Source organism: Mycobacterium intermedium (assembly GCF_002086275.1).
In the GTDB taxonomy this organism is placed as follows: domain Bacteria; phylum Actinomycetota; class Actinomycetes; order Mycobacteriales; family Mycobacteriaceae; genus Mycobacterium; species Mycobacterium intermedium.
On record NZ_MVHT01000059.1, the window covers coordinates 15,767 to 41,891 of the forward strand.

Consider the following 26,125-nt stretch of genomic DNA (forward strand, 5'->3'; position numbering starts at 1 on the left):
GGGAGCGACAACGATGACGCGAGGGCGTAAGCCGAGGCCCGGCCACATCATTTTCGTGGGGGCGGGTCCTGGCGACCCCGGCCTGCTGACCGCCCGAGCTGCGACGGTGCTGGCGAACGCCGCACTGGTTTTCACCGACCCTGACGTACCCGAGCCGGTGCTGGCGCTGATCGGCAAGGATTTGCCACCCGTCTCCGGCCCAGCGCCCGCCGCTCCTGCCTCCGGCAGCGACGACACGGGCGGCACCGCCGACGTGGATCCCAATGCGCCCGCGGTGGTGTCGAGCGGACCCGACATTCGCCCGGCCCTGGGCGACCCGGCCGACGTCGCGAAGATGCTGACCGCAGAGGCCCGAACGGGCGTCGATGTGGTGCGACTGGTGGCGGGGGATCCGCTGACCGTGGACGCGGTGATCACCGAGGTGAACGCCGTCGCACGCACGCACATGCACATCGAGATCGTGCCGGGCCTGGCCCCCAGCAGCGCGGTGCCGACGTACGCCGGGCTGCCGCTTGGTTCTGCACACACCGTGGCCGACGTCCGTGGCGACGTGGACTGGGAGGCGCTGGCCGCTGCGCCCGGGCCGCTGATTCTGCAGGCGACCGGCTCCCACCTCGCCGAGGCCGCTCGCACGCTGATCGAGCACGAGTTGGCGGACACGACGCCGTGCGTGGTGACCGCGCAGGGCACCACTTGTCAGCAGCGTTCGGTCGAGACCACGCTGCTGGGACTGACCGACCCCGCCATCTTGAACGGCACCGACCCGGCCAGCCCGTTGACCGGCCCGCTGGTGGTGACCATCGGCAAGACCGTGGCCAGTCGGGCGAAGCTGAATTGGTGGGAGAGCCGGGCGTTGTACGGCTGGACGGTTTTGGTCCCGCGCACCAAGGACCAGGCCGGCGAGATGAGCGAGCGGCTGACGTCCTATGGCGCGCTGCCCATCGAGGTGCCGACCATCGCCGTCGAGCCGCCGCGCAGCCCCGCGCAGATGGAGCGTGCGGTCAAGGGCCTGGTCGACGGTCGGTTCCAGTGGGTGGTGTTCACCTCTACCAACGCCGTGCGCGCGGTGTGGGAGAAGTTCGGCGAATTCGGCCTGGACGCCCGTGCGTTCTCCGGCGTGAAGATCGCCTGCGTCGGTGAGTCGACGGCGGACCGGGTGCGGGCGTTCGGAATCAGCCCCGAGCTGGTGCCGTCCGGCGAGCAGTCGTCGATGGGGCTGCTGGACGAATTCCCGCCCTACGACAGCATTTTCGACCCGGTGAACCGGGTGTTGTTGCCGCGCGCCGACATTGCCACCGAGACGTTGGCCGAGGGACTGCGCGAGCGCGGCTGGGAGATCGAGGACGTCACCGCCTACCGGACCGTGCGGGCCGCCCCGCCGCCGGCGTCAACCCGCGAGATGATCAAGACCGGTGGCTTCGACGCGGTGTGCTTCACCTCGAGTTCGACCGTGCGGAACCTGGTCGGTATCGCGGGCAAGCCGCACGCGCGGACCATCATCGCGTGCATCGGCCCCAAGACCGCCGAGACGGCCGCCGAGTTCGGCCTGCGGGTGGATGTCCAGCCAGAGACCGCGGCGGTGGGTCCGCTGGTCGATGCGCTGGCCGAACACGCTGCCCGGTTGCGGGCGGAGGGCGCGCTGCCGCCGCCGCGCAAAAAGAGCCGCAGACGATGACTTATTCTGCGTTGACTCTGCGGGTGGGGCGCAAGAGTGCGAGTAACTTCCGCCCTCAACGCAGAGTCAGCGCACGCGGCTAGGAGTGAGGATGGGCGAGTACCCCCGGCAGCGGCCGCGACGGCTGCGCTCGACGCCCGCACTGCGCCGACTGGTAGCGCAAACCTCTTTGGAGCCAAGGCATTTGGTGTTGCCGATGTTCGTCGCCGACGGGATCGACGAGCCGCGGCCGATCGCTTCGATGCCGGGGGTGCTGCAGCACACCCGGGATTCGCTGCGCAGCGCGGCGGCAGCAGCCGTCGCCGCCGGGGTGGGCGGGTTGATGTTGTTCGGCGTTCCCCGCGAACAGGACAAGGACGCCTCCGGTTCCGCCGGTGCCCACCCGGACGGCATCCTCAACGTCGCGCTACGGGACCTGGCCAAAGACCTCGGTGATGCGACGGTGTTGATGGCCGACACCTGTCTGGACGAATTCACCGACCACGGACACTGCGGCGTACTCGACGACCGCGGTCGGGTCGACAACGACGCCACCGTCGCCGCATATGTGAAACTTGCGGTCGCGCAAGCAGAATCCGGCGCACACGTGGTCGGGCCCAGCGGAATGATGGACGGTCAGGTGGGTGCGATCCGGGACGGCCTGGACGCCGCGGGGTTCACCGACGTGGTGATCCTGGCGTACGCCGCGAAGTTTGCCTCGGCCTTCTATGGTCCTTTCCGCGAGGCGGTCAGTTCCAGCCTGTCCGGGGACCGGCGCACCTACCAGCAGGAGCCGGGTAACGCCCGGGAGGCGCTGCGCGAGGTCGAGCTGGACCTTGACGAGGGCGCCGACATCGTGATGGTCAAACCGGCGCTGGGGTACCTCGACATCGTGGCAGCGGCGGCCGCTGCGTCTCCCGTGCCGGTGGCCGCCTATCAGGTCTCGGGGGAGTACGCGATGATATGTGCCGCGGCGGCGAACAACTGGATTGACGAGCGAGCGGCAGCGCTGGAGTCGCTGACCAGCATCCGGCGCGCCGGAGCGGACATCGTGCTGACCTATTGGGCCGCCGATGCGGCAAGCTGGCTCTCATGACGGAGGCATCGATGAGACCTGGGGAGAGGTCCGCGGCAGAAACCGCCGCCAAGCCACTGTTCTACGAATCCGGCGCCAGCTGGTACTGGGTGCTGTCGGGCCCGGCCGCGGCGGCGTCGCTGATCTTGATCCAGGTGTCCAGTCACGTGCCGGTCTCGCTGCTGGTGCCCGGAATCTTCCTGGTGCTGGTGAGTCTGTTCGTGTCCATACAGGTGAAGGCCGCGCGTATACACACCTCGGTCGAGTTGCACGAGGATTCGTTGCGTCAGGGCACCGAGACCATCCTGGTGTCCGAGATCGTCAAGGTGTTCCCCGAAGCCGAGAATTCGGTCAAGTCCGACAAGCCGTTGGCCAAGTGGCAGACGGCGCGTGCCCTCGGTGAATTGGTCGGGGTGCCGCGCGGCCGGCGCGGCATCGGTCTCAAGCTCACCGGCGGGCGCACGGCACAGGCGTGGGCGCGTCGGCATCGTCACCTGCGGGACGCGCTGACGCCGCTGGTCGAGAAGCGGATGGGGCCGTTCGTTCCGGAAGCCGAAGACGAAGAGATCGAGAAGGAATCGGACTTGTGATCGCCCGCTACCGGGCCTTCGTCGAACTGGCCTGCGCGTGTGCGGCGCTGGTGGCGGCGGGCGTGAGCTGGGCACATACCCGCTCGACGGTGGCCGTGGCACCCGTACTCGAGGGACAGCCCACCACGACGTCAGTGGTCTATCACCCGGCGCAATTGGTGCTGACGCTGTTGTTCGCCACGATCGCCGGCATCTTCACCGTGGTCGGGATGACCCGGCTCGCCCGCTCGAAGGCGCCTTAAGCCGTTTTCTTGAGCAGCGGCAGGACCAACTCACGCCGGCTCGTGATGGCATCCGCCAGCCCGCCCAGCGCCGCGTGCACCGAGCGCGCGGTGGGGAACGCGGCCTCGTCGTCGCTACCCTCGCCCAGCACCTCGCTGACTGCCGTGCCCGTGACCAATGTCCACTGGACGCCGGCGGCGTAGCATTCCTCGTCCAACGCGCTCAGCAGCGAAAACCCGGCGGTGGAGAAATAGGTGACGCCGCTCAGGTCGAGCACGACGGGGTATTGCGCAATGACGAAGTGGCGAACGTACTCGCTGATCGGTTCGACGTTCAAGGCGTCGATCTCGCCTCGGACGGTCACCACTGTGGCCAGGTGACGGCTGTGGGCGCGCACTTGGGCGCCGCAACACTCGAACGTCCCGTTCCCCCGGCGGCTTGCGATCGCGACAGTCATGCTGAACCTACCCACTTCCCCCGTGGCGTTTATCTGAAGTCAACGCTGCCGGATAAAACTAAGGGGACCGAAAGCCGCGTCTAACTTCTTGCTAAGAAGCAATTCGGCAGGTCGCGCCGTCGGCTGCCGCGCGCCAAATACACGACCCACGGTGATCGCTGTTAGGCTCCGAAGGCCGCCGGTTGCCAGTGGGGGCTGGTGATTATGGCTTGTGGATGGAGCGGTCGCCCGGTCGGCGGGACCAGATGGCGAAGAAGCTGCCGGCAGACTCCGGACGGAATAGAGCACGAGTGCGCACTGCAGAGATCAGGGGAGACATCAAGGCCCTGACGGGGCTGCGCATCATCGCCGCGGTGTGGGTGGTGATGTTTCACTTCCGGCCGATGCTGAGCGACATCTCGCCGGACTTCCGGGAGAACTTCGCACCCTTGCTCGACTGCGGCGCCCAAGGCGTGGACCTTTTCTTCATCCTCAGCGGCTTCGTGCTGACCTGGAACTATCTCGAGCGGATGGGTCCGACCTGGTCGTTGCGCGCCCACCTGCACTTCTTGTGGCTGCGGTTGGCCCGGGTGTGGCCGGTGTACCTGGTCACCCTGCACCTGGCCGCCGTCTTGGTCATCTTCAGTCTGCACGTCGGTCACACCCCGCTGCCCGAGGCGAGCAGGCTCACCGCGATCAGCTACGTGCGCCAGGTCCTCATGGTGCAGCTGTGGTACCAGCCGTTCTTCGACGACTCGAGTTGGGACGGACCGGCTTGGTCGATCAGCGCGGAATGGTTGGCCTACCTGATGTTCGGCGGGCTGGTGCTGGTGATTTACCGGATGAGGCATGCCACGCGGGCGCGCGGACTGATGTGGCTGGCATTCGCGGCGTCACTGCCGCCACTGATGATGTTGCTGGCCACCGGCCAGTTCTACACGCCGTGGAGTTGGCTGCCGCGGATCGTCACGCAGTTCACCGCCGGGGCGCTGGCCGCGGCGGCCGTGCGCCGGCTGCAGCCGACCGAGCGCACCAGGCAGGTCGCCGGGTACCTGTCCGTCGTCATCATTGCTGCCATCGTCGGCATCCTGTACTGGTTCGACGCGCATCCGATCAAGGGGGTGACGGACAGCAGCGGCGTGGTCGACATCTTGTTCGTGCCGCTGGTGCTGACCCTCGCGGTCGGCGTGGGCAGCCTGCCGCGGCTGCTCTCCACCCGGGTGATGGTGTACGCCGGGCAGATCTCGTTCTGCCTATACATGGTGCATGAGCTGGTGCACACCGTCTGGCGATGGGCTGTGGTCAATTTCGAGCTGCGGCCATGGGAGCAGGACAACCCGTGGAAATGGAACGTGCTCGGCCTGTTGGCCATCGCGATTGGTCTTTCGGCCCTGATGTACCACTTCGTCGAAGAACCCGCCCGGCGTTGGATGCGCCGGATGGTGGACGTCAGACCCCCGGATGCAGCGGTCGAGGCGGGCGAAGTGGCGCTGCCCAAGCTGCACCAGATCGAGGGTGGGCGGGAACGTTCGCCGATCCGCACCGCGCGCATTGGCCGCGCCCGTTAGCGGCGGACTCAGGCGGTTCCTCGTACTATTTCGGTGAGTTCGTCTGTGGCACCGAACAGTTGACGAGGTGCCGTCCACCAGGGAGGTAGGTCGTGAGTCGGCTGGTGACATTGGTCCTCAGTCTTGGGCTCCTGGTCGGCGTGTTGGTCGTCGCACCCCCCGCGTCGCCCCGGTCTTACCAGCCGCTGGGCACGGATTTCCGGGTGACCCAGCTGTCCGTGATCGGTGACTCCTATACCACCGGCACCGACCTGGGCGGATTCGGCTCGAAAACCTGGACCGGCCTGGCTTGGAAGGCCCTCGCGTCGAATGGCGTTCGAGTCGTGGCCGACGTGGCGGCGGAGGGCAGAGCAGGCTACGGCGTGGCCGGTGACCACGGCAGCGTGTTCGAGGATCTGACGGCCAGGGTGGTCAAACCCGACGACGCTCTCGTGGTGTTCTTCGGTTCCCGCAACGACCAGGACGTCGACCCCGTACTCCTGTTCGCCCGGGCGCACGACACTTATGCGCTGGCGCGTCGCTTCGCCCCGGCGGCGAAATTTCTGGTGATCGGGCCGCCCTGGCCAACCCCCGACGTGCCCGAATCGGTGTTGCGGGTCCGCGATGCGGTCAGGAATGCCGCGCACGTGGCAGGCGCGGTCTTCGTCGATCCGATCGTCGAACGGTGGTTCTTCGACAGGCCCGAGTTGATCGCATCCGACGGTGTCCACCCCAACGACGCGGGGCATGAGTACATGGCGAGCAAGATCGCGCCGCTGATTCGCGCGCAGATATACCGATAACCGGAGGTGGTACCGATGTTTACCGCGAAACCGCCTGTCGCACAAGCCGTTTGGCTTATGCCTCAGTCTTCTGCGTGGCGCTCGTAGTCCCAACGCTCAAGGCGCGCTTGTAATTGCAGCAGACCGAGCCCGGCGATCGGCGCAGCTGCCGTGAGCAACAGGTACACCATCGGACTCATCTCTCCAACCTCCAAAACCTATTCATTCGTAACACGTTTCGTCGGTTTCCGTGGTTCATTTGGCTGAATTTCGCTCACTTTGTGACCGATAAGTTTTCTGCCCGCCTCAAGGCGTTTGCAGAGCACGGTCCACCAGCGCCCCGATGGCGGGCGCCAGCAGCCGCGAGTATCCGGTCGTCACGTGGTTGTCGTCGCGGAACACCAGCGAGTTGCCGACGATCACCGGGCAGCGCTCCGGCGTGCAGAACAGGTCGGTCAGGTCGGCATACTGGCCCCCGCCGGCCTCAGTCGCCGCCCGCTCCGCGGCAATACCGTCGCCGTTGACGGCGACGGCTCGGGACGGTGCGCAGGCGCCGGCGTCGTCCAGGTGCGCGGACAGGCAGGTCGGCACCGACGACTGGGGATCGGGGACGGGTCCCAGCACCAGCACTGTCGAACCCATGCCGCGCAGCAGCGACACGGCGCGGGTCAACGCGTCGATCCAGGCGGGGTCGTAGGACGCGAAGCTGAAGTCTTCCTGGTAGCGCCGGCTCATGCTCAAGATCACCAGCCGCGGCCGCTCCGCCTGTAGCCGGGCCACGATCTGCCCGCGCCACTGTTCGCACTCGGTGTACTTGCGGCCCAGGTAGGGACTGACGATGGGGATGTCGAGCAGGGGGCAGGTCACTTTGGCCAACGTCTCCAGCCGCCAATGGCGCTGCTCGGCGACCTGCTGCAGGGCCGGGTCCCACATGGCCGCGTGTGAGTCGCCGAGAAGGGCCACGGTCGGCGACGCGGTGCCCGCCTCCCCGGGCACCGAAGCGCATTCGCTCTGGCCGACGTCGCGCCAGGACCGCAGGCATCCGTTGACGAACACCGGAGCCTTGTCGCCGGGCGCGCTGGCCAGCGGCGGGTTCAGGTTGGACGGCACGGCGCGCAGCGTCGCGGCCGCCGCGAGCGCGTCACGCACCTGCGCGAAGGCCTGCCGCACCGCGGCTTCCTGGGGGCTGACGGCTTCCGCATCGGGCGTCGGCGGCAGCGCCAGGATTCTGGCCTCCGGGGCAGCGGCTCCGTGTCCCACCGGGGCGGGCACGGCCGTCAGCAACACCGCGCACGCACACGCGGCGACGCCCGTGACGGCGCCGGCCATGGCCAGGCTGGCCGTTGCCGACTGCCGCAGGGCGGCGGCGAACCGCCCGGGGTTCTCCACGACGTACATGGTGATCACCGCGAGTCCGGCGGACACCGTCGTCGCGGCCAATCGCCCCGGCAGACCGCCGGGGTCGCCGATGAGCGGCGGCATCAGCAGCAGCACCGGCCAGTGCCAGAGGTACCACGAGTAGGACACCCGCCCAATCGCCCGCATCACCGGCCGGCACAGCACCCGCCCGACACCCAGGCTGCCGGTGACCGACCCGCCCCCGATCACCAGCGCGGTGCCAAGCACGGGAAGCAGGGCCGAGGTACCCGGATAGGGCGTGTGCGGTCCCAGTTGGGTGCAGGTCAGCAGGATCAGTGCCAGGCCGCCCCACCCGACGATCGCCGCGGGGAGCAAGGGCAGGCGGCGCCATTGGCGGATCGAGACGGCCACCAGACCGCCGACGGCCAGTTCCCAGGCCCGGGTGGGTAGCGAGAAGAACGCCCAGGCCGGCGACGTGCGGGTCCACACCATGGCCGCACCCAGCGACGCGGCCGTCACCACCGTCAGCAGGACGGCGTACGGGGCAGCGCCACCGGAATCCTTGCCGGCGCGTCGCACCAGCCAGGCGGTGCCGATGATCAGCGCCGGCCACAGCAGATAGAACTGCTCCTCCACGCCCAGCGACCAGTAGTGCTGAAACGGCGACGGCGGGAGATCGGAGACCAGGTAATCGGTGCCCTGCATGGCGAACCGGTAGTTGCCGACGTACAGGGCGCTGGCGATGCCGTCGACGAACACCCGTCGTGCCTGCAGCGGCGGCAGCGCGACGGCCGCCGCGATCGCGGTGACCACCGCCACGGTCGCTGCCGCCGGCAGCAGGCGGCGGGCCCGGGCGCCGTAAAAGCGGCCCAGGGCAACGGTGTCGGTGGTGCTGACCTCACGCCACAGCAACCCGGTGATGAGGAAGCCGGAGATGACGAAGAAGACATCCACGCCGATGTAGCCGCCGGCGACACCCGGTATGCCCGCGTGGTACGCCACGACGGCTATGACGGCGATGGCGCGCAGGCCCTCAATGTCGGGTCGAAACGAAAGGCGGGGGATGCGCCGCTCCGCTGCGCGGGGCCGGCGAGACGCGTCCACTTCCGTCAAGACGCCATCCAAGCGAGCTCGCCGGGCAGCTGTTGCCGCCAGTAGTCCACGTCGTGTCCGCCGGGGGAGAAGCTGCCCGCCGGCTTCTTCTTCAGCTGGCTGACGAACTGGGTTGAGGAGAAGAAGAAACGGTCGGCCAGGCCGCAGTCGACCCGAATGGGGATCTGGTTGAGCACCGGCAACCCGAAGACCGTGTTGCGACTCCAGTCTTCGACGCTGTCGAACGCACCGGGCGCGCTGCCGAGGTAGGACAGGTAGAGCGCCGGGCTGATCGCGCAGATCCCGGCGGTGCGTTCCGGGCCCAGTCGCGCGCCCAGTAGCAGCGCGCCGTAGCCCCCCATCGACCAGCCCATGAAGCCGACCCGCGAGGTGTCCATGCCCATCGAGGCGAGCATCGGCAGCAGTTCCTCGAGAACCATGGTGCCGGAATCTGTGCCATCCGCTCGCCGGTGCCAGTACGAGCTGGGCCCCCCGTCGACCCCGACCACGGCGAACGGCGGCTTGCCGGAATGGACCAGTTGGGCCAGCGCCTCTTCGACGCCGACGTCGAGCATCATGTTCGCGTCGCCGTCCTTGCCGTGCAGGGCGATCACCGGCCGCAGCATCTTGGTCTGGCCCGGCGGCATGACGATTACCCAGTTGGTCTTGACACCGCCGCGGGCTGCCGAGACGAACGAGCCCGTCATCTTGGTGGGCAGGGTGCTGCCGGCACTCGGCGGTTCGAACGGCACGGGAGCCTGCGGCGCCGCTAACGGCTTCATCGGATCGAGCAGTGCACTGAGCGCGAACACGCCTGCGGCTCCTGCGCTGGCGCCGGCGGCCATACGCAACACGGAACGCCGATTCAGCTCAGCCACGAAGAGCATTTTGCCGCGCTGACAGTCTTTTTCGCGTCGAGCCACGCCGGATCGCAAGGCACCCGTGATGGCGGCGTGATTTCCTGCTGGTTAGGGGGATGCGATTTGTCAGGTTGCAAACCTGGTCCGACGGATTGCGGTCACTCACGATGGGGGGCATGAACCTGGCTTTTCACTGGTTTCTGCCGACCTACGGGGATTCGCGCAATTTGGTCGCGGGTGGGCACGGGACCTCGATGCACGGCGACCGGCCTGCGAACCTGAAGTACCTGCGTCAGTTGTGCGCGGCCGCCGAGACCAACGGATTCGAGGCGGTGCTCACCCCCACCGGCTTGTGGTGCGAGGATGCGTGGCTGACGACGGCGATGCTGGTCGAGGACACCCAGACGCTGAAGTTTCTGATTGCGTTTCGGCCTGGCCTGATCAGCCCGACCTTGGCCGCGCAGATGGCCGGGACCTTCCAACGCCATTCGGGTGGTCGACTGCTGCTCAATGTCGTCACCGGCGGCGAACCCCACGAGCAGCGCGCGTACGGGGACTATCTGGACAAGGAACAACGCTACGCCCGCACCGCCGAGTTCTTGCATGTCGTGCGGCAGCTCTGGGTCTCACGTGAACCGGTGACGTTCGCCGGCAACCACATCCGGGTCGAGGACGCGCTCCTGAACAACCCGCCCGACCCGCTGCCCCCGGTGTTCTTCGGCGGATCGTCGGAGCCCGCGGGACCGGTCGCGGCCGCGTACTCCGACGTCTATCTGACGTGGGGCGAACCGCTGGCGGCGGTGGGGGAGAAACTCAGCTGGATACGGGGACTGGCCGCCGATCGTGGCCGAGTTCTGCAGTACGGCTTGCGGATTCACGTCATCAGCCGCGACACCGCCGCCGCGGCGTGGGCAGAGGCGGACCGGCTGCTGGCGGCCGTCGATCCAGCGGACGTCGAGCGGGTGCAAGCCAGCCTGGTGCGTAGCGAATCCGAAGGGCAGCGGCGGATGCTGGAGTTGCATGGTGGCAGTCGGGACCGGTTGCTGCTCGCACCCAATCTGTGGGCGGGCGTGGGTCTGGTGCGTGCCGGGGCGGGCACCGCTTTGGTCGGGTCGCATGCCGAGGTTGCCGACCGGCTGATGGAGTACGCCGGGTTGGGCATCACCCACTTCGTGTTGTCCGGGTATCCGCATCTTGAAGAGGCCTATTGGTTTGGCGAAGGTGTCTTGCCGCTACTGGAACGCCGCGGGGTGTGGCGCCGCCCCGGCAGTACGGCGCAACCGCCGTCGGCGCCGTACCAGGTCGCTGCGGCGCAATAGCTTTGGCCCAAGCTGCTAGCGTCCGGTGATGCGGATCGACGGCGGGGCAGGCCAGGGGGGCTCCGAGCGACTGCGCCCGGGACTTTCCCAACGGCAGCTCGGCATGATCGCCATCGGCGGCGTCATCGGCGCGGGACTGTTCGTCGGTTCGGGTGTGGTGATTCAGGAGACCGGGCCGGCGGCATTCCTCACCTACGCAATCTGCGGCCTGCTCATCGTCCTGGTGATGCGGATGCTGGGCGAGATGGCGACCGCGAATCCGTCGACCGGATCTTTCGCCGACTACGCGACCAAGGCGTTGGGACCCTGGGCCGGGTTTTCGGTCGGCTGGCTGTATTGGTACTTCTGGGTCATCGTGGTCGGCTTCGAAGCGGTCGCCGGCGCGAAAGTCCTCAACTATTGGTTCAATGCGCCGCTGTGGCTGTTGTCGTTGTTCCTGATGGTGCTGATGACCGCGACCAACCTGTTTTCGGTGTCCTCGTTCGGCGAGTTCGAATTCTGGTTCGCCGGAATCAAAGTCGCCGTCATCGTGATCTTTCTCGCCGTGGGTGCGGTGTTCGCACTTGGCCTGGTGCCCGGCCATCCCCGGGATTTCTCCAACCTGCACTCGCAGGGCGGATTTTTCCCGCACGGTGTGGGCGCCGTCTTCGCCGCAATCGTGGTGGTGATCTTCTCCATGGTCGGCGCCGAAGTCGTCACGATTGCCGCCGCCGAGAGTCGCGACCCCGAGCGCGCCATCGCGCGGGCGACGAGGTCCGTGGTCGCCCGCATCGTGATCTTTTTCGTCGGATCGGTCTTCTTGCTCGTCGTGCTCATGCCCTGGAACTCGGTGGAACTCGGGGCGTCGCCCTACGTGGCCGCCCTCAAGCGCCTGGGTCTGCCCGGCGCGGATCAGATCATGAATGCGGTGGTGCTCACCGCGGTGTTGTCGTGTTTGAACTCGGGGCTGTACACGGCGTCGCGCATGTTGTTCGTGCTTGCCGCCCGCAAGGAGGCGCCGGCCCGGTTGGTCAAGCTCAGCCGGCGCGGGGTTCCGGCGACTGCGATCCTGTTCTCGTCGGTGGTTGGCTTTCTGTGTGTGCTCATGGCGTGGCTGTCCCCCCGCACCGTGTTTCTCTTCCTGCTCAATTCGTCGGGTGCGGTCATCCTGTTCGTCTACCTGCTCATCGCGCTGTCGCAGATTGTGCTGCGTCGCAGGGTGTCTGCGGAAAAGCTCCGGGTGAAGATGTGGTTGTTTCCGACGTTGTCCATCGCCACTGTGCTGGGAATCGTCGCCGTGCTGGTGCAAATGGGGTTCGACGTCGACACCCGCAGCCAGTTGTGGCTGAGTCTGTTGTCGTGGGTGGTGGTCGTCGCGCTGTACCTCGTCACCAAGGTGATCAATCGCGGGACCAAGGCCGAATTGGCGTGATCAGCCGCTTTGCCAACGCTTTTCGATCGCCTTGACCAGTGCGGTCAGGGTCGCGTTCACCGGCGCATCAACCCCGACCCGCGCTCCCTGCCGCGGGATTGCCCCGTTGATGACATCGATCTCGCTGACCCGGCGCGCCTCGTGGTCGAGCAGCGCGGAAGGCTTTGCATTGGGCATCCCGGCGCCGAACGCGCGCACGTGGGCGACGGGATCGCTGACGGCAACCGCGATTCCGGACGCCCGGGCCACCGCGAATGCCTCCGTCGCCGCGGCCCGACTGACCGGGCCCATGTCCGCGTCGTCCATCACCTGCCCAACGGTCATCCCCGTCAACGCGCACGGCCCGCTGTAGGCCACGTTGCAGATCAGCTTCTCCCACTGCATGGCGGCGATGTCGGTGACCGCGGCGGCGTCGAAGCCGGCGTCGGCCCACACCCGCGCGATCGCCTCGACCGTTTTGTAGGGCAGCGATGAATATGCACCAAAACGCATGGCGCGCATGGCGTTATGACGCACATGCCCCGGAGCGACCTGCGCCGCGCCGAATCCGCTGGCGATCCCGACCGCAAGCCGTCCGTCACCGACGATGCCCGCAACCGTCTCGGCCGACCCCAGGCCGTTCTGGATCGTCAGCACCGGCGTGTCCGCGCCCAACAGCGGAAGCGCCTGCTGCGCACCGGCTGTCACGTCGGCGGCCTTGACCGCGATCACCACCAGGTCCATCGCTTCGGTGGGGGCGGTGGTGCTGGCCCGCAACGACACCGTCTGGTCGTAGTCTGGTCCGGTGACCCGGAGCCCATGTGCGGCGATCTGGTCGATGCTGGGCTGGTGGCGGTCAATGGCCAGAACGTCGTTACCCGCGGCGGCGAGTTTGGCCGCGTACACTGAACCCATTGCGCCACAACCGATTATCGCGATCTTCATGCAGTGCTCCTAGATAAGGTCAGTGATCAGCTCGGCGAGGCCGGCCTTCTGCTCCAGGCCGAAGCCTGGAGCGTCCGTCGGCGTGATCGTGCCCTCGTGTAGCGCGCAGCCGGCGGAGTAGCCGCCGAACGGCTGGAAAACTCCGGGATAAGACTCGCATCCACCCAGGCCCAGCCCGGCGGCGATGTGCAGATTGATCAGGTGGCCGCCGTGGGGGAAGGCGAACCGCCGATCAAAGCCATGTGTCTCGAGCACATCGAGCATCCGCACGTACTCGGTCAGGCCGTAGCTCAGGCCCGCGTCCATCTGGAAGATGTCGCGCTCCGGCCGCATGCCGCCGTACCTGACCAGATTGGTCACGTCGGGCACCGAGAACAGGTTTTCCCCCGTGGCGACGGCGCCGTCGTAGCACGCGGTCACCGCCCGGTTGCACTCGAAATCCAGCGGATCTCCGGGCTCTTCGTACCAGCGCAACCCGTAGGGCGCCAAAGCCGCCGCCCAGTCCGTCGCCGCGGCGCGGTCGAACCTGCCGTTGGCGTCCACGGCGACCCGGCGTCCGTCGCCGACGGTGTCGATGACGGCCTCGACCCGGGCCAAGTCGTCGCGCATCGGCGCGCCGCCGATCTTCATCTTCACCGCGTCATAACCGAGGTCGAGGTAGCCGCGCATCTCGTCGCGCAGGGCGGCCACGCTGCCGGCAGTGCTCCCGCCGTAGTAGTAGCCGCCCGCGGCATAGACCGGGACCTGCGGAGCAGAGTTCCGTCCGAAACGACGAGCGATGGTCGCGTATGCGGGTTCGTCTGCGAGTTTGGCCGCGAGATCCCAGCAGGCCAGTTCCAGGGCTGCGGCGGCCGCGGCGCGGTCGCCGTGCCCGCCGGGCTTCTCGTCGCGCAGGGCGCACGCCAGGACGGCGGCCGGGTCAATTCCGCCGGACTCGTCCAGCAGCGCGTCCGGGGCCGCGTTCAGTACGCGGGGGATCATCCGGTCGCGCAGGATCCCGCTTTGCGCGAACCGGCCGATGGAGTCGAACGCCACCCCGACGACGGGCTTGCCGTTTCGGTGCTCGTCGGTGATCAGGGCAACCAGCGAGACCGTATGGCTGCTGAAGTTGACCAGCGCGTTGGCCGGGCCCTTTCCGCCGTGATCAAGTCCGACCGCGCGCTCGACGATCCCGGTAATCCGCATGGTCTCAGGACGTCTTGGTGAGCAGCACCACTTCCTCGAACGGCAGGTTCTTGAAAATGGGTCCCCAGATGCCGTGCACGTACTGCGACGCTTCGGCTTTGGTGACTACCCGCGGGTCGGCAACGCCGAATGTTTTCGTGTTGCGTTGCACCTGCCCGCCGCCGGCGGCCTTGAGGTTCTTCAGCCAGTCCCGGTCGGGGCCGTAGGCCAGCGGGATCGCGATTCCCACGCGGCCGTCGACGGTGGTGTAGAAGGCATTGACCGGGGTGCGGTACTTCTTGCCCGAGCGCCGTCCGACATGCTCGACGATCGCAAACGGCGGTAGCCAACCTGCCCACATCCGCTGGATGGGGTTGGTGACGTGGCGGTTGAATCTGGCGAGTCGTTGCGGAAATTGCATGCGTTCACTCTTACATCTCAGGAGTTTCGCGTCAGCAGCACCGCTTCCTCAAACGGGAGAACGGAGAAAACCCGCCGCACCGGGCCCGTCACGTATTGCGCCGCCTGTGCCTTGGTCATCACTTGGGGGTTGCCGACGCCGAAGGTCTTCCCGTGGCGCTGCAAGTTCGCCCCGCCCGCCGCCTTCAGATTTTTCAGCCAGTCGCGGTTGGGGCCGTAAGTCAGCATGATCGCCACCGCGGGTTGTCCGTCGACTTGCGCGCTGAACACGATGAGCGGCGTGCGGTAGGGCTTGCCGGATCGGCGACCGACATGCAAGAGGATGCCGTGCAACGGGATCCACCCCGCCCACAGGCGCTGCACGGGGTTGGTGACGTATTTGTTGAACCGGGCCAGCCATTGGGGAAGTCGCATGTCTTTATCCTGCGCGCAGTAGTTTCATCGCGAGCCGCGCGGCTCGCGACGGCGTTGGGTGCCAGGGCAGTCGCGCGGTCGGGTCGTCGCGCACCGCGGCCACCCTGGCCTGCGCGATTTCGTTGGCTGTCCGGGGTGCCACCAGCCAACTCTTACACCCTGTAGTTGAACGGGGCGCGCGGGCTGGGACACTGGTCGGCATGAGCAGGACTGATCAGGCGGGCGCCGTAGCGGTATCGGCGCAGCTCTTCGCGGACGCCTGCACGCGCATTCCCGGCGGGGTGAACTCGCCGGTGCGCGCATTTTCCGCGGTCGGGGGAACGCCGCGGTTCATCACCGAAGCGCACGGCTGCTGGCTCACCGACGCCGACGGCAACCGCTACGTCGACCTGGTCTGCTCGTGGGGTCCGATGATCCTGGGTCACGCGCACCCGGCCGTGGTCGACGCCGTCGCCAAGGCCGCGGCCAACGGCCTGTCCTTCGGGGCGCCGACACCGGCCGAGTCCGAGCTGGCCGCCGAGATCATCGAGCGGGTGGGTCCGGTGGAGCGGCTACGGCTGGTGAACTCCGGCACCGAGGCCACCATGAGCGCGGTGCGGCTGGCCCGCGGCTTCACCGGGCGGGCCAAGATCGTCAAGTTTTCTGGCTGCTACCACGGGCACGTGGATTCGTTGCTCGCCGACGCGGGCTCAGGGGTCGCCACGCTTGGATTGCCGTCGTCGCCCGGCGTCACCGGCGCCGCCGCGGCCGAAACCATCGTGTTGCCCTACAACGACATTGACGCGCTACGGGAGACGTTCACCCGGTTCGGTGAGCAGATCGCCGCGGTGATCACCGAGGCCAGCCCGGGCAACATGGGCGTCGTCCCGCCCGCGCCCGGCTACAACGCCGCGCTGCGCGCCGTCACCGCGGAAAACGGCGCCCTGTTGATCGTCGACGAGGTCATGACGGGCTTTCGGGTCAGCCGAAGCGGTTGGTACGGAATCGATCCCGTCGACGCCGACCTGTTCACGTTCGGCAAGGTGATGAGCGGCGGGCTGCCGGCGGCCGCGTTCGGCGGGCGCGTCGAGGTGATGGAACGCCTGGCGCCGCTGGGCCCGGTGTACCAGGCGGGCACGCTGTCGGGTAACCCGGTGGCGATGGCCGCGGGCCTGGCTACCCTGCGGGCCGCCGATGCCGCGGTCTACACCGCGCTGGACGCCAACGCCGACCGCCTGGCCGAGCTGCTCGCCGCTGCCCTCACCGAAGCCGGCGTGCCACACCAGATTCCGCGCGCCGGCAACATGCTGAGCGTGTTCTTCGCCGACACCCCGGTGACCGATTTCGCCTCCGCCCGCGCCAGCGAGACCTGGCGCTATCCGGCGTTCTTCCATGCCCTGCTCGACGCCGGCGTCTACCCGCCGTGCAGCGCCTTCGAGGCATGGTTTGTCTCGGCGGTACTAGACGACAAAGCGTTCGAGCGGATCGCCGACGCGCTACCTGCCGCGGCGCGTGCCGCGGCCCAGGAGGACAGACCCTGATGGCCGAAGAAACCCGAGTTCATGTGGTACGCCACGGCGAGGTACACAACCCCACCGGCATCCTCTACGGTCGGCTGCCCGGGTTCCGCCTGTCCGAGCGAGGCCAGGCCCAGGCCGCCGCGGTCGCCGACGCGCTGGCGGGGCGCGACGTCGTCGCGGTCATCGCATCACCGCTGCAGCGCGCGCAGGAGACCGCCGCGCCCATCGCCGCCAAGCACGACCTGCCGGTGGACACCGACCCCGATCTGATCGAATCGGCCAACTTCTTCGAGGGGCGGCGGGTCGGCCCGGGCGACGGCGCCTGGCGGGACCCACGGGTCTGGTGGCAGCTGCGCAACCCGTTCACCCCGTCCTGGGGCGAGCCCTACCAGGAGATCGCCGGGCGGATGGCGACGGCGGCCGAGAAGGCGCGGGCCCGCGCCGCCGGCCACGAGGTGGTCTGCGTCAGCCACCAGTTGCCGGTCTGGACGCTGCGCCTGCACCTGACCGGCCGGAGGCTTTGGCACGACCCGCGGCGCCGGGAATGCGGCCTGGCTTCGGTGACTTCCCTGATCTACGACGGTGATCGTCTGGTGGACGTCGAGTATTTCGAACCGGCCGGCGCTTGATCATGCGGCGGTTGTTGGCGGCAGCGGCGGTGGCTTTCCTGTTCACGGGATTGCTCACCGGCTGCTCGGGACGTGACGCCGTCGCCCAGGGCGGCACGTTCGAATTCGTCTCACCGGGCGGCAAAACCGACATCTTCTACGACCCGCCCGCCAACCGCGGCCGTCCGGCGCCATTGTCCGGCCCCGACCTTACTGATCCGGCGCGCACGGTGTCGCTGGACGACTTCGCCGGGCGGGTCGTCGTCATCAACGTGTGGGGTCAGTGGTGTGGTCCCTGCCGGGCAGAGGTCACCCAGCTGCAGCGCGTGTACGACGCCACCCGCGACACCGGGGTTTCCTTCCTCGGGATCGACGTTCGCGACAACAACCGCGCAGCGGCCCAGGACTTCGTTGCCGACCGGCACGTGACGTTCCCGTCCATCTACGACCCGGCGATGCGCACCCTCATCGCGTTCGGTGGCAAGTACCCCACCACCGTCATTCCGTCGACGCTGGTGCTCGACCGGCAGCACCGGGTCGCCGCGGTGTTCCTGCGTGAACTGCTGGCCGAGGACCTGCAGCCAGTCGTCCAGCGGGTAGCCGCCGAAGACTCGGCCACACCCGGACCGCAATGAGCGCGATGAGCGGGTTCACCGAAATCGCCGCAGCGGGGCCACTGTTGGTGGCGCTCGCGGTGTGCATGCTGGCGGGATTGGTGTCGTTCGCCTCGCCGTGTGTGGTGCCGCTGGTGCCGGGCTATCTGTCGTACCTGGCCGCCGTCGTCGGCGTCTCCGAAGACGGGCCGGCTGTCCCCGGCGATGGTGGCAGTGTGAAGGCGCCGCCCGCGGCGCGGTGGCGGGTGGCCGGGTCGGCTTTGCTGTTCGTGGCGGGGTTCACCACGGTGTTCGTGCTGGGCACGGTTGTCGTGCTGGGCATGACCAACGCGTTGATCACCAACCAGGTGGTGCTGCAACGGGTCGGCGGGGTGCTGACCATCGTGATGGGGTTGGTGTTCGTCGGGCTCTTTCCCGTCCTGCAACGGCAAGCGCGGTTCAGCCCGCGGCAATTGACGACGATTGCCGGGGCGCCGTTGCTCGGTGCCGTTTTCGCCCTGGGCTGGACGCCGTGTCTGGGGCCGACGTTGACCGGTGTGGTGACCGTCGCCTCGGCCACCGACGGTTCCAACGTGGTACGGGGAGTCCTGCTGGTGATCGCCTACTGCCTGGGGTTGGGGATCCCGTTTGTGCTGCTGGCGTTCGGATCGGCGTGGGCGGTGGCGGGCCTGGGTTGGCTGCGCCGACACACCAGGGCCATTCAGATATTCGGTGGCGTGTTGTTGATTGTGGTCGGCGTGGCGCTGGTCAGCGGGGTGTGGAACGACTTCGTGTCCTGGCTGCGCGACGCCTTCGTCTCGGACGTGAGGCTCCCGATTTGACCCGGCCAGAGGCGCGAGCAGACGCAAACTTGTACGAAACCGGGCGTTCTCGTACAAGTTTGCGTCTGCTCGCGGGAAAAGGTGCGCAGAAGGCGCGCAACTTGTGGCGGTCGTTGACCTCGATGGGGACGGCGCTGGTGCTGCTGTTTCTCCTCGCGCTGGCGGCGATACCCGGGGCGCTGCTGCCGCAGCGCAGCCTCAACGCCGGCAAGGTCGACGAGTACCTGAGTTCGCACCCGACCGTCGGCCCGTGGCTCGACGAGTTGCAGGCCTTCGACGTGTTCTCCAGCTTCTGGTTCACCGCCATCTACGTGCTGCTGTTCGTCTCGCTCGTCGGCTGCCTGACCCCGCGGATGATCGAACACGCGCGCAGCCTGCGCGCCACGCCGGTGGCTGCGCCGCGCAATCTGTCCCGGCTGCCCAAGCACGCCCGCGCCGAGCTACCCGCCGATCCGCACGAGCTGAACGCCCTGGCAAACAAGATTGTCCGTCGGCTACGTGGCTGGCGCACGGCGATCCGGCATCAGCACGGCTCAGGAACCGTTCCCGAAACCGTAGAGGTCTCCGCGGAAAAGGGTTACCTGCGCGAGTTCGGCAACATCGTCTTTCACTTTTCGTTGCTCGGCCTGCTGGTCGCGGTGGCAGTCGGGAAGCTGTTCGGCTACGAGGGCAACGTGATCGTCATCGCCGACGGCGGTCCCGGGTTCTGCTCGGCGTCGCCGGCGGCGTTCGACTCGTTCCGCGCCGGCAACACCGTCGACGGCACCTCCCTGCACCCGATCTGCATCCGGGTCAACGACTTTCAGGCGCACTACCTGCCGTCCGGCCAGGCCACCTACTTCGCGTCGGACATCGACTACCAAGCCGGAAACGATCTGGCGTCCAACACCTGGCGTCCGTACCGGCTCGAGGTCAACCGCCCGCTGCGCATCGGCGGCGACCGTGTCTACCTACAGGGCCACGGCTACGCGCCCACGTTCACCGTCACGTTCCCGAACGGGCAAAGCCGCACATCGACCGTGCAGTGGCGACCCGACAACCCGCAGACCCTGCTGTCCTCGGGGGTGGCCCGCATCGACCCGCCGGCGGGCAGCTACCCGACCGGCGACGAACGTCGCAAACACACCATCGCCATCCAGGGCCTGCTGGCACCGACCGAACAGCTCGAGGGCACCCTGCTGTCGTCGCGCTTTCCGGCGCTCGACGCTCCCGCGGTGGCCGTCGACATCTACCGCGGTGACACCGGCCTGGACAGTGGGCGTCCGCAGTCGCTGTTCACTCTGGATCACCGGCTGATCGAGCAGGGCCGGTTGGTCAAGGAGAAGCGGGTCAATCTGCGCGTCGGGGAACAGGTCCGCATCGACCAGGGCCCGGGAGCGGGCACCATCGTCCGATTCGACGGCGCCGTGCCGTTCGTGAATCTGCAGGTTTCCCACGACCCCGGCCAGGGCTGGGTGCTGGTGTTCGCCATCACAATGATGGCCGGCCTGCTGGTATCCCTGCTGGTGCGCCGACGGCGGGTCTGGGTTCGGCTTACGCCCGCCGCTGACGCTGCAGGTACGGTAAGCATCGAGCTGGGCGGCTTGGCGCGCACCGACAACTCCGGGTGGGGCGACGAGTTCGAGCGGCTGACCGAGCAGATAGTGGCGGGAATCGGCGAATCGGCCTCAGCTCCCGAAAAAGCCACCAGAACGACCTCTGAGGTGGACGTCACGTGAATACCCCGAACATCGACATCGGCCTGGCCAGGTACTCCGACTGGGCCTTCACCTCGGCCGTGGTCGCGTTGGTGGTCGCGCTGCTGCTGTTGGCCATCGAGCTGGCCTATGTCCGCGGCCGCAAGGTCGAGGAGCGCGAACTGGTGTCCGCCGGAACGGTGTCTAAAGACGATGCCACCCCGGGGATCGTGGTCGACGCCCCGCAACGGCGCCTCGACGAACGCGTGGGGCGGGCCGGCCTGGCCGTGCTGTACCTCGGCATCGGCCTGCTGCTGGCGTGCATCGTGCTGCGCGGCCTGGCCACCATGCGGGTGCCGTGGGGCAACATGTACGAGTTCATCAACCTGACCTGCATGTCCGGACTGGTCGCGGGCGCAATAGTGCTGCGGCGTCCGCAGTACCGTCCGCTGTGGGTTTTCCTGCTGGTTCCGGTGTTGGTGCTGCTCACGGTGTCCGGACGCTGGCTCTACACCAACGCCGCGCCGGTGATGCCCGCACTGCAGTCCTACTGGCTGCCCATCCACGTCTCGGTGGTCAGCCTCGGCTCCGGGGTCTTTCTGGTCGCCGGCATCGCCAGCATCCTGTTCCTGCTGCGCACCTCGTCCCTGTCCGACCCGGAGGCCGAGGGCCGGTGGGCCCGCGTGGTGCAGCGACTCCCGGATGCGCAAACCCTGGACCGGATCGCCTACCGAACCACGATCTTCGCCTTTCCCGTGTTCGGTTTCGGCGTGATCTTCGGCGCCATCTGGGCCGAGGAAGCATGGGGCCGTTACTGGGGCTGGGACCCCAAGGAGACCGTTTCGTTCATCGCCTGGGTGGTCTACGCCGCATACCTGCATGCCAGGTCAACGGCGGGTTGGCGGGACCGCAAGGCGGCCTGGATCAACGTCGCGGGGTTCGTCGCCATGGTCTTCAACTTGTTCTTCGTTAACCTGGTGACAGTTGGCCTGCATTCCTACGCGGGCGTGGGCTGACGGTCAAGCAACCGACCCGAGATCTGCAACCAGGGGGAGGGCCTACGTGTCCGAGCAGCCAACGACGGGCGTGGGGGCGCCCCGCACCCAAGACGGCGGAGCCGGTAACGGCGACCCAGACGGTGCGACCAGACAGTTTTCTACCCAACCGCATGCCGGCGACGCGTCCACCGAGTCCGGCTTCGATCCCGTAGCCGAGTCGCCGACGCGCGCCTTCGCCGGGTTCCGCACCGAACGGCGGCCGCCGGCGCCGCCGGCACCGTCCGGGCCGCCCACCGCCGCCGGGCCCGCGCCCGGTCCTGGGCCCGCGCCTGGCCCTAGTCCCGCTGCCGGCCCTGGGCCCGCGCCTGGCCCACCCGCCTGGGACTCCACTCCCGTCACCGGCCTGCCACGGGTCGATCCGACCGCCTACGGCGCCTACTACTCCGAGCCTCACCGGCTGGTAGACGAGCCCGAAACGCCGGCCGAACGGCCCCAGTTTCGCCCGGAACCGTTGCCGCACACGCCGTACCCCGAACTGGCCACCACCACGTTGCTGCGGCCGGTCAAACCGCCGCCGTCGGAAGGCTGGCGCCGGCTGGTCTACGTGTTGTCGGGTCAGCTGATCAACCTCGGCGAAGGGCCCCGAGCGACCCGGTACAACGACCTGGTCGCGCAGGTCAACCGGCCCTTGCGCGGCTGCTACCGGATTGCGCTGCTGTCGTTGAAAGGCGGCGTGGGCAAGACGACGATCACCGCGACGCTGGGAGCCACCTTCGCGCACGTGCGCGGTGACCGGGTGATCGCGGTGGACGCCAACCCTGATCGCGGCACGTTGAGCCAGAAGGTCCCGCTCGAGACGCCGGCCACGGTGCGCCACCTGCTGCGCGACGCCGCCAGCATCGAGCGCTACAGCGACGTCCGCGGCTACACCTCGCAAGGCCCCAGCGGCCTGGAAGTGTTGGCCTCGGCCAGCGATCCGGCGGTGTCGGAGGCGTTCAGCGCCGAGGACTACTCCCGCACGCTGGAAATCCTGGAGCGTTTCTACGGCCTGGTGCTCACCGACTGCGGCACCGGACTGCTGCATTCGGCGATGTCGGCGATCTTGGAGAAGTCCGACGTGCTGATCGTGGTGGCGTCGGGGTCCATCGACGGCGCCCGCAGTGCGTCGGCAACGCTGGACTGGCTGGAAGCGCACGGCCACGAGGATTTGGTGCGCAATTCGATCACGGTGATCAACGGGGTGCGGCCCCGTTCGGGCAAGGTCGACATGCAAAAGGTGATCGACCATTTCGCCCGGCGCTCCCGCGCCGTGCACCTGGTGCCCTTCGACCCGCACCTCGAGGAAGGCGCGGAGATCTCGCTGGAGCGTTTGAAGCGGCACACCCGCGAGGCCCTCACCGAATTGGCGGCGGTGGTGGCCGACGGGTTTCCAGGCGATCAGCGGAGGGCCAACCCGAACTTCACCTAGTGCGGGACCGAGTGCGGTTAGCGGGGGTCTTGTCCGCCCTGACCCAACCGGCGCAGGAACTCTGGATCGTCGTCGGGGCCGATCACGCGCGTGGTCGGCCGGCTCGGCTGCGCTCGCGCAGCGCGCCAGCCTAGATAGATAAGCGTCCCCAACACCAGGACGACGAGCAGGTAAAGCACTCGACACCTCCTGCTAGCGAATATACCCGTGACAGGGCTGCTACTAGGCTCTAGATGTGTCGGAAGCGCCCGAGGACAACATCACTGGGACTCGCGGGACCCTCTACGTCGTGCTTTACGCGGTGGCCCGGTTCCTGCTGGCGATCGTGGTCAGTGCCGCTATCTACGGGGTGGCGCGATTACTCGGGGTGTCCGAATTCCCGCTGGTGGTCGCCGCGTTGTTCGGTCTGATCATCGCGATGCCGCTGGGGATCTGGGTTTTCACGCCGTTGCGGAGACGGGCGACGGCGGCATTGGCGGTGGCCGGTGAACGCCGGCGCAAGGAGCGTGAGAAGTTGCGGGCCCGCTTGCGCGGTGAGGCGCTCCCCGACGGCGACGAAGAGGCGTGAGCGAGGCGTTATCCCGTCGGCAACAGTCCGCTAGTTGTCACTGTGTAGCGGCATCCGCACGACCTGCGCCGCATAGGTGAGCCCCGCGCCGTAGCCGATCAGCAACGCCAGGTCGCCCGGCTTGGCCGCGCCCGTGTCCATCAACTGGGCGATCGCCAACGGGATGGAAGCCGCCGACGTGTTGCCGGCGTGCTCGATGTCGTTGGCGACGACGGTGTCGGGTCGCAGTTGCAGGTTTTTGGTCAGCAGGTCGTTGATGCGGGTATTGGCCTGATGCGGGACGAACACGTCGATTTCGTCGGGTTTTACCTCGGCGGCTTCCAAGGCGCGCCGGCCGACGTCACCCATCTGGAATGCCGCCCAACGGAATACCGATGGTCCTTCGAGGCGCACGTATGGCCTAGGCCCACTCGGGTTCTGCGCAAACGTGATCCAGTCGATGTCCTGACGGATGGCGTGCGCCTGTTGGCCGTCGCTGCCGGCGACGGTGGGTCCGATGCCCTGGAACGGGGTCTCGCCCACCACCACGGCGGCCGCACCGTCGGCGAAGATGAAGCAGTTGCCGCGGTCGTACATATCCATTGTGGGAGAAAGCTTTTCGGTTCCTACCACCAGCATCCTCCGGGCGCCGCCGCCGCGGATCATGTCGGCCGCCACGCCCAGGGCGTAGCCGAACCCGGCGCAGCCCGCCGAGAGATCGAATCCGAAGATGCCGTTGGCGCCCAGCGCCGCCGCGACCATCGGAGCGGCCGGCGGAGTTTGCAGGAAATGGGTGTTGGTCGTCAGGATCACGCCGTCGATGTCGGACGGATCCAGGTCCGCGTTGCCCAGCGCGCGTCGACAAGCCTCGGTCGCCATCGAAGCGGCGGATTCGTCGTCGGCGGCGAAGCGTCGGGTCTTGATGCCGGTACGGGTGTAGATCCATTCATCGGACGAGTCGATCTTCTCGCAGATCTCTTCGTTGGTGACGATCCGCTCGGGACGGTAGGCCCCGACACTGAGCAATCCGACGTTCTTGGTGCCGCTGGTCGTCGCGATCTCAGTCATCCTCGTCCCATCTCTTTCCGTCGAGTGTGCACCCTTGGCGCCGACCTGCCGACGGCTACGCCCGAAAACCCATTAGAAGCTAGCTCAGCTTCCTAATGCCAGAGCGATCGCCACCGCGATGGCCCACACGATCATCGCCAGCCCGGTGTCACGCAACACCGGGATCAGTTCCGGGCCGCCGCGTCCGGAACGCACCGGTGCCGCCGCCCGCACGGCAAGTGGCGTGGCTATCAGCCCCGCCGCGCACCACGGCGTCGCCAACATCAACACCAACGTCAAGACCCCCGCGGTAGCCAGCAGCGCCTGGTACAGCAGTCGGGTGCGGGCGTCTCCCAGTCGTACCGCCAGGGTGATCTTCCCCGACACCGCGTCGGTCGGGATGTCGCGCAGATTGTTGGCCACCAACACCGACGACGACAGCGCACCGATCGCCACCGCGAGCACCAGGCCCACCCAGTCGACCCGTAACGCCTGCGTGTACTGGGTGCCGAGCACGGCGACCAGGCCGAAGAAGACGAACACCGCGACCTCGCCGAAACCGGAATAGCCGTACGGCTTGGAGCCTCCCGTGTACAGCCAGGCCCCGGCGATGCAGATGCCGCCGACCGCGATCAGCCACGGCGCGCTGACCAGCGACAGCGCCAGCCCGGCCGCCGCGCCTACGAGGAGAAACACCACCGCGGCGGTGAGCACGGCGCGCGGTGTCGCCAACCGTGATCCCACCAACCTGACCGGGCCGGCCCGGTCATCGTCGGTGCCGCGGATGCCGTCGGAGTAGTCGTTGGCGTAGTTGACCCCGATGATCATCGCCAGCGCGACGACCAGCGCCAGCAGCGCCTTCCACCACACGGCGGCGTGCAGCCAGGCCGCCGCGCCGGTGCCGGCGACCACGGGCGCGACCGCGTTCGGCAGGGTGCGTGGGCGGGCGCCGGCGATCCACTGCGCGAAACTGGCCACCAGGGCATCCTGCCGGTGCAGGGTGCACGCGATCAAACTCGCTACGGTGTGCCCTTGGCGCCGGGTGAGCCGGGGGGTGTGCCCGCGCCACCCGATCCACCCTTACCGCCAAAGCCGGAAGGCTCATCGCTGTAGTTGCGACCGTCGCCGCCGTCGCCGCCGTTACCGCCAGCGCCGGTGGTGGCGTCCCCGCCGTCCCCGCCGTTGCCGCCGAAGGCTGTTCCCGTGGCAATTCGCCCCTCGCCGCCTTTGCCGCCGTTGCCGCCGCTGCCGGTGCCGGTGGCCACGCCGCCAGCGCCGCCGTTGCCGCCGATCGCGTTTCCTAGCCCCAAGGTGCTGGCCCCGCCGCCAGCGCCGCCGTTGCCGCCGCCGGTGGTTCCCGTGCCGCCGGCGCCGCCGTCGGCGCCGACTGCGTCGATCGTCGAGAAACTATTGGCGATGCGCGCCCAGCCGCCGTCGCCGCCGTTGCCGCCGTTGCCGGCTGTGCCAGTGCCGCCCTGCCCACCGATGCCGGCTGTGACGTGCGTGGTTTGTCCGGTGGTGGTAGCAGAGCCGCCGACTCCGCCGTTGCCGCCGATGGCGCCGTCCCCACCGGCACCG

Annotated in this window: 27 protein-coding genes and 1 pseudogene; 16 read left to right on the forward strand and 12 right to left on the reverse strand. The window is 68.0% G+C overall.

The genetic code is table 11. From position 1 onward, the window contains the following. Positions 1-13 precede the first annotated feature (13 nt). From BST27_RS19605 to BST27_RS19620, 4 genes are all read left to right on the forward strand, one after another. Complete coding sequence (locus BST27_RS19605; protein ID WP_069421892.1) at positions 14-1,675, forward strand: bifunctional uroporphyrinogen-III C-methyltransferase/uroporphyrinogen-III synthase; 1,662 nt, start codon at positions 14-16, stop codon at positions 1,673-1,675. Between the two features lie 85 nt (positions 1,676-1,760). After that, entirely contained in the window at positions 1,761-2,750 is a 990-nt protein-coding gene (gene hemB / locus BST27_RS19610) for a porphobilinogen synthase (protein WP_139805251.1), read from the forward strand. Next, positions 2,747-3,319: a DUF3093 domain-containing protein gene (locus BST27_RS19615; RefSeq protein WP_249025708.1), complete on the forward strand. Its 573-nt coding sequence runs from the start codon at positions 2,747-2,749 to the stop codon at positions 3,317-3,319. Before hemB ends, BST27_RS19615 begins: the two co-directional genes overlap by 4 nt. Continuing rightward, entirely contained in the window at positions 3,316-3,561 is a 246-nt protein-coding gene (locus BST27_RS19620) for a hypothetical protein (RefSeq protein WP_069421894.1), read from the forward strand. The genes BST27_RS19615 and BST27_RS19620 overlap by 4 nt, the downstream gene beginning before the upstream one ends. On the opposite strand, the gene BST27_RS19625 is transcribed toward BST27_RS19620, so the two are convergent. After that, positions 3,558-3,998: an STAS domain-containing protein gene (locus BST27_RS19625; RefSeq protein WP_069421907.1), complete on the reverse strand. Its 441-nt coding sequence runs from the start codon at positions 3,996-3,998 to the stop codon at positions 3,558-3,560. The two genes, BST27_RS19620 and BST27_RS19625, sit on opposite strands and share 4 nt — an antisense overlap. Before the next feature lie 290 nt (positions 3,999-4,288). Between BST27_RS19625 and BST27_RS19630 the strand changes: the two genes are divergently transcribed. Both BST27_RS19630 and BST27_RS19635 read left to right on the forward strand, forming a co-directional pair. After that, positions 4,289-5,545, forward strand: a complete 1,257-nt coding sequence (locus BST27_RS19630) for an acyltransferase family protein (RefSeq protein ID WP_069421908.1) — start codon at positions 4,289-4,291, stop codon at positions 5,543-5,545. A gap of 92 nt (positions 5,546-5,637) precedes the next feature. After that, complete coding sequence (locus tag BST27_RS19635; protein ID WP_069421895.1) at positions 5,638-6,327, forward strand: Rv0518 family GDSL lipase; 690 nt, start codon at positions 5,638-5,640, stop codon at positions 6,325-6,327. A gap of 285 nt (positions 6,328-6,612) precedes the next feature. Here BST27_RS19635 and BST27_RS19640 read toward each other — a convergent pair whose 3' ends face one another. Next, on the reverse strand, positions 6,613-8,769 hold the full coding sequence (locus BST27_RS19640) for an acyltransferase family protein (protein WP_197518199.1): 2,157 nt from the start codon (positions 8,767-8,769) through the stop codon (positions 6,613-6,615). Positions 8,770-8,774: 5 nt separating this feature from the next. After that, on the reverse strand, positions 8,775-9,644 hold the full coding sequence (locus tag BST27_RS19645) for an alpha/beta hydrolase (RefSeq protein ID WP_069421896.1): 870 nt from the start codon (positions 9,642-9,644) through the stop codon (positions 8,775-8,777). Between the two features lie 149 nt (positions 9,645-9,793). Here BST27_RS19645 and BST27_RS19650 point away from each other — a divergent pair, with 149 nt between their 5' ends. Together BST27_RS19650 and BST27_RS19655 are read left to right on the forward strand one after the other, a co-directional pair. Next, positions 9,794-10,936 carry an LLM class flavin-dependent oxidoreductase gene (locus BST27_RS19650; protein WP_069421897.1) on the forward strand — a complete coding sequence of 381 codons (1,143 nt, stop codon included), beginning with the start codon at positions 9,794-9,796 and terminating at the stop codon, positions 10,934-10,936. A gap of 28 nt (positions 10,937-10,964) precedes the next feature. Further along, positions 10,965-12,347 carry an amino acid permease gene (locus BST27_RS19655; RefSeq protein ID WP_079219846.1) on the forward strand — a complete coding sequence of 461 codons (1,383 nt, stop codon included), beginning with the start codon at positions 10,965-10,967 and terminating at the stop codon, positions 12,345-12,347. Here BST27_RS19655 and BST27_RS19660 read toward each other — a convergent pair whose 3' ends face one another. From BST27_RS19660 to BST27_RS33195, 5 genes are read right to left on the reverse strand one after another with little or no spacing between them, the layout of a single operon-like run. Then, the gene (locus BST27_RS19660) at positions 12,348-13,271 is read right to left on the reverse strand and encodes a ketopantoate reductase family protein (RefSeq protein WP_069421898.1); all 924 of its coding nucleotides are present in this window, start codon (positions 13,269-13,271) and stop codon (positions 12,348-12,350) included. A 9-nt stretch (positions 13,272-13,280) separates the two neighbouring features. Next, entirely contained in the window at positions 13,281-14,456 is a 1,176-nt protein-coding gene (locus BST27_RS19665) for an enolase C-terminal domain-like protein (protein ID WP_069421899.1), read from the reverse strand. A 4-nt stretch (positions 14,457-14,460) separates the two neighbouring features. Next, complete coding sequence (locus tag BST27_RS19670) at positions 14,461-14,856, reverse strand: nitroreductase family deazaflavin-dependent oxidoreductase (RefSeq protein WP_069421900.1); 396 nt, start codon at positions 14,854-14,856, stop codon at positions 14,461-14,463. A gap of 17 nt (positions 14,857-14,873) precedes the next feature. After that, positions 14,874-15,269 carry a nitroreductase family deazaflavin-dependent oxidoreductase gene (locus BST27_RS19675; protein ID WP_069421901.1) on the reverse strand — a complete coding sequence of 132 codons (396 nt, stop codon included), beginning with the start codon at positions 15,267-15,269 and terminating at the stop codon, positions 14,874-14,876. A 4-nt stretch (positions 15,270-15,273) separates the two neighbouring features. Continuing rightward, positions 15,274-15,411: a hypothetical protein gene (locus BST27_RS33195; protein WP_211285314.1), complete on the reverse strand. Its 138-nt coding sequence runs from the start codon at positions 15,409-15,411 to the stop codon at positions 15,274-15,276. Positions 15,412-15,469: 58 nt separating this feature from the next. Here BST27_RS33195 and hemL point away from each other — a divergent pair, with 58 nt between their 5' ends. The 7 genes from hemL to BST27_RS19710 all read left to right on the forward strand — a co-directional run bounded on the left by hemL (position 15,470) and on the right by BST27_RS19710 (position 22,953). After that, positions 15,470-16,789: a glutamate-1-semialdehyde 2,1-aminomutase gene (gene hemL / locus BST27_RS19680; RefSeq protein WP_069421902.1), complete on the forward strand. Its 1,320-nt coding sequence runs from the start codon at positions 15,470-15,472 to the stop codon at positions 16,787-16,789. Then, positions 16,789-17,397, forward strand: coding sequence for a histidine phosphatase family protein (locus BST27_RS19685; RefSeq protein ID WP_069421903.1), 609 nt, complete (start codon positions 16,789-16,791; stop codon positions 17,395-17,397). Before hemL ends, BST27_RS19685 begins: the two co-directional genes overlap by 1 nt. Positions 17,398-17,399: 2 nt before the next feature. Next, on the forward strand, positions 17,400-18,011 hold the full coding sequence (locus BST27_RS19690) for a TlpA disulfide reductase family protein (protein ID WP_079219845.1): 612 nt from the start codon (positions 17,400-17,402) through the stop codon (positions 18,009-18,011). A 5-nt stretch (positions 18,012-18,016) separates the two neighbouring features. Next, positions 18,017-18,811: a cytochrome c biogenesis CcdA family protein gene (locus BST27_RS19695; protein WP_069421158.1), complete on the forward strand. Its 795-nt coding sequence runs from the start codon at positions 18,017-18,019 to the stop codon at positions 18,809-18,811. A gap of 101 nt (positions 18,812-18,912) precedes the next feature. Next, positions 18,913-20,529 (forward strand): cytochrome c biogenesis protein ResB, encoded by a 1,617-nt coding sequence (locus BST27_RS19700; protein WP_139805253.1) that lies wholly within the window; start codon positions 18,913-18,915, stop codon positions 20,527-20,529. Continuing rightward, positions 20,526-21,503: a c-type cytochrome biogenesis protein CcsB gene (gene ccsB / locus BST27_RS19705; RefSeq protein WP_069421149.1), complete on the forward strand. Its 978-nt coding sequence runs from the start codon at positions 20,526-20,528 to the stop codon at positions 21,501-21,503. Before BST27_RS19700 ends, ccsB begins: the two co-directional genes overlap by 4 nt. Positions 21,504-21,549: 46 nt before the next feature. Further along, positions 21,550-22,953, forward strand: a complete 1,404-nt coding sequence (locus tag BST27_RS19710; RefSeq protein ID WP_232007384.1) for a MinD/ParA family ATP-binding protein — start codon at positions 21,550-21,552, stop codon at positions 22,951-22,953. 17 nt (positions 22,954-22,970) lie between these two features. Here BST27_RS19710 and BST27_RS31500 read toward each other — a convergent pair whose 3' ends face one another. Next, entirely contained in the window at positions 22,971-23,132 is a 162-nt protein-coding gene (locus tag BST27_RS31500) for a hypothetical protein (RefSeq protein WP_139805254.1), read from the reverse strand. Between the two features lie 56 nt (positions 23,133-23,188). Between BST27_RS31500 and BST27_RS19715 the strand changes: the two genes are divergently transcribed. Then, the gene (locus tag BST27_RS19715) at positions 23,189-23,521 is read left to right on the forward strand and encodes a DUF4229 domain-containing protein (protein WP_069421148.1); all 333 of its coding nucleotides are present in this window, start codon (positions 23,189-23,191) and stop codon (positions 23,519-23,521) included. A gap of 30 nt (positions 23,522-23,551) precedes the next feature. Here the strand turns inward: BST27_RS19715 and fabH are convergent, their stop codons facing one another. The 3 genes and pseudogenes from fabH to BST27_RS32495 all read right to left on the reverse strand — a co-directional run. Beyond that, positions 23,552-24,568 carry a beta-ketoacyl-ACP synthase III gene (fabH, locus tag BST27_RS19720; protein WP_069421147.1) on the reverse strand — a complete coding sequence of 339 codons (1,017 nt, stop codon included), beginning with the start codon at positions 24,566-24,568 and terminating at the stop codon, positions 23,552-23,554. 84 nt (positions 24,569-24,652) lie between these two features. Further along, entirely contained in the window at positions 24,653-25,525 is an 873-nt protein-coding gene (locus BST27_RS19725; protein WP_069421146.1) for a 1,4-dihydroxy-2-naphthoate polyprenyltransferase, read from the reverse strand. Positions 25,526-25,566: 41 nt separating this feature from the next. Next, positions 25,567-26,125 (reverse strand): annotated as a pseudogene (locus BST27_RS32495) (PE family protein); the annotation flags it as partial.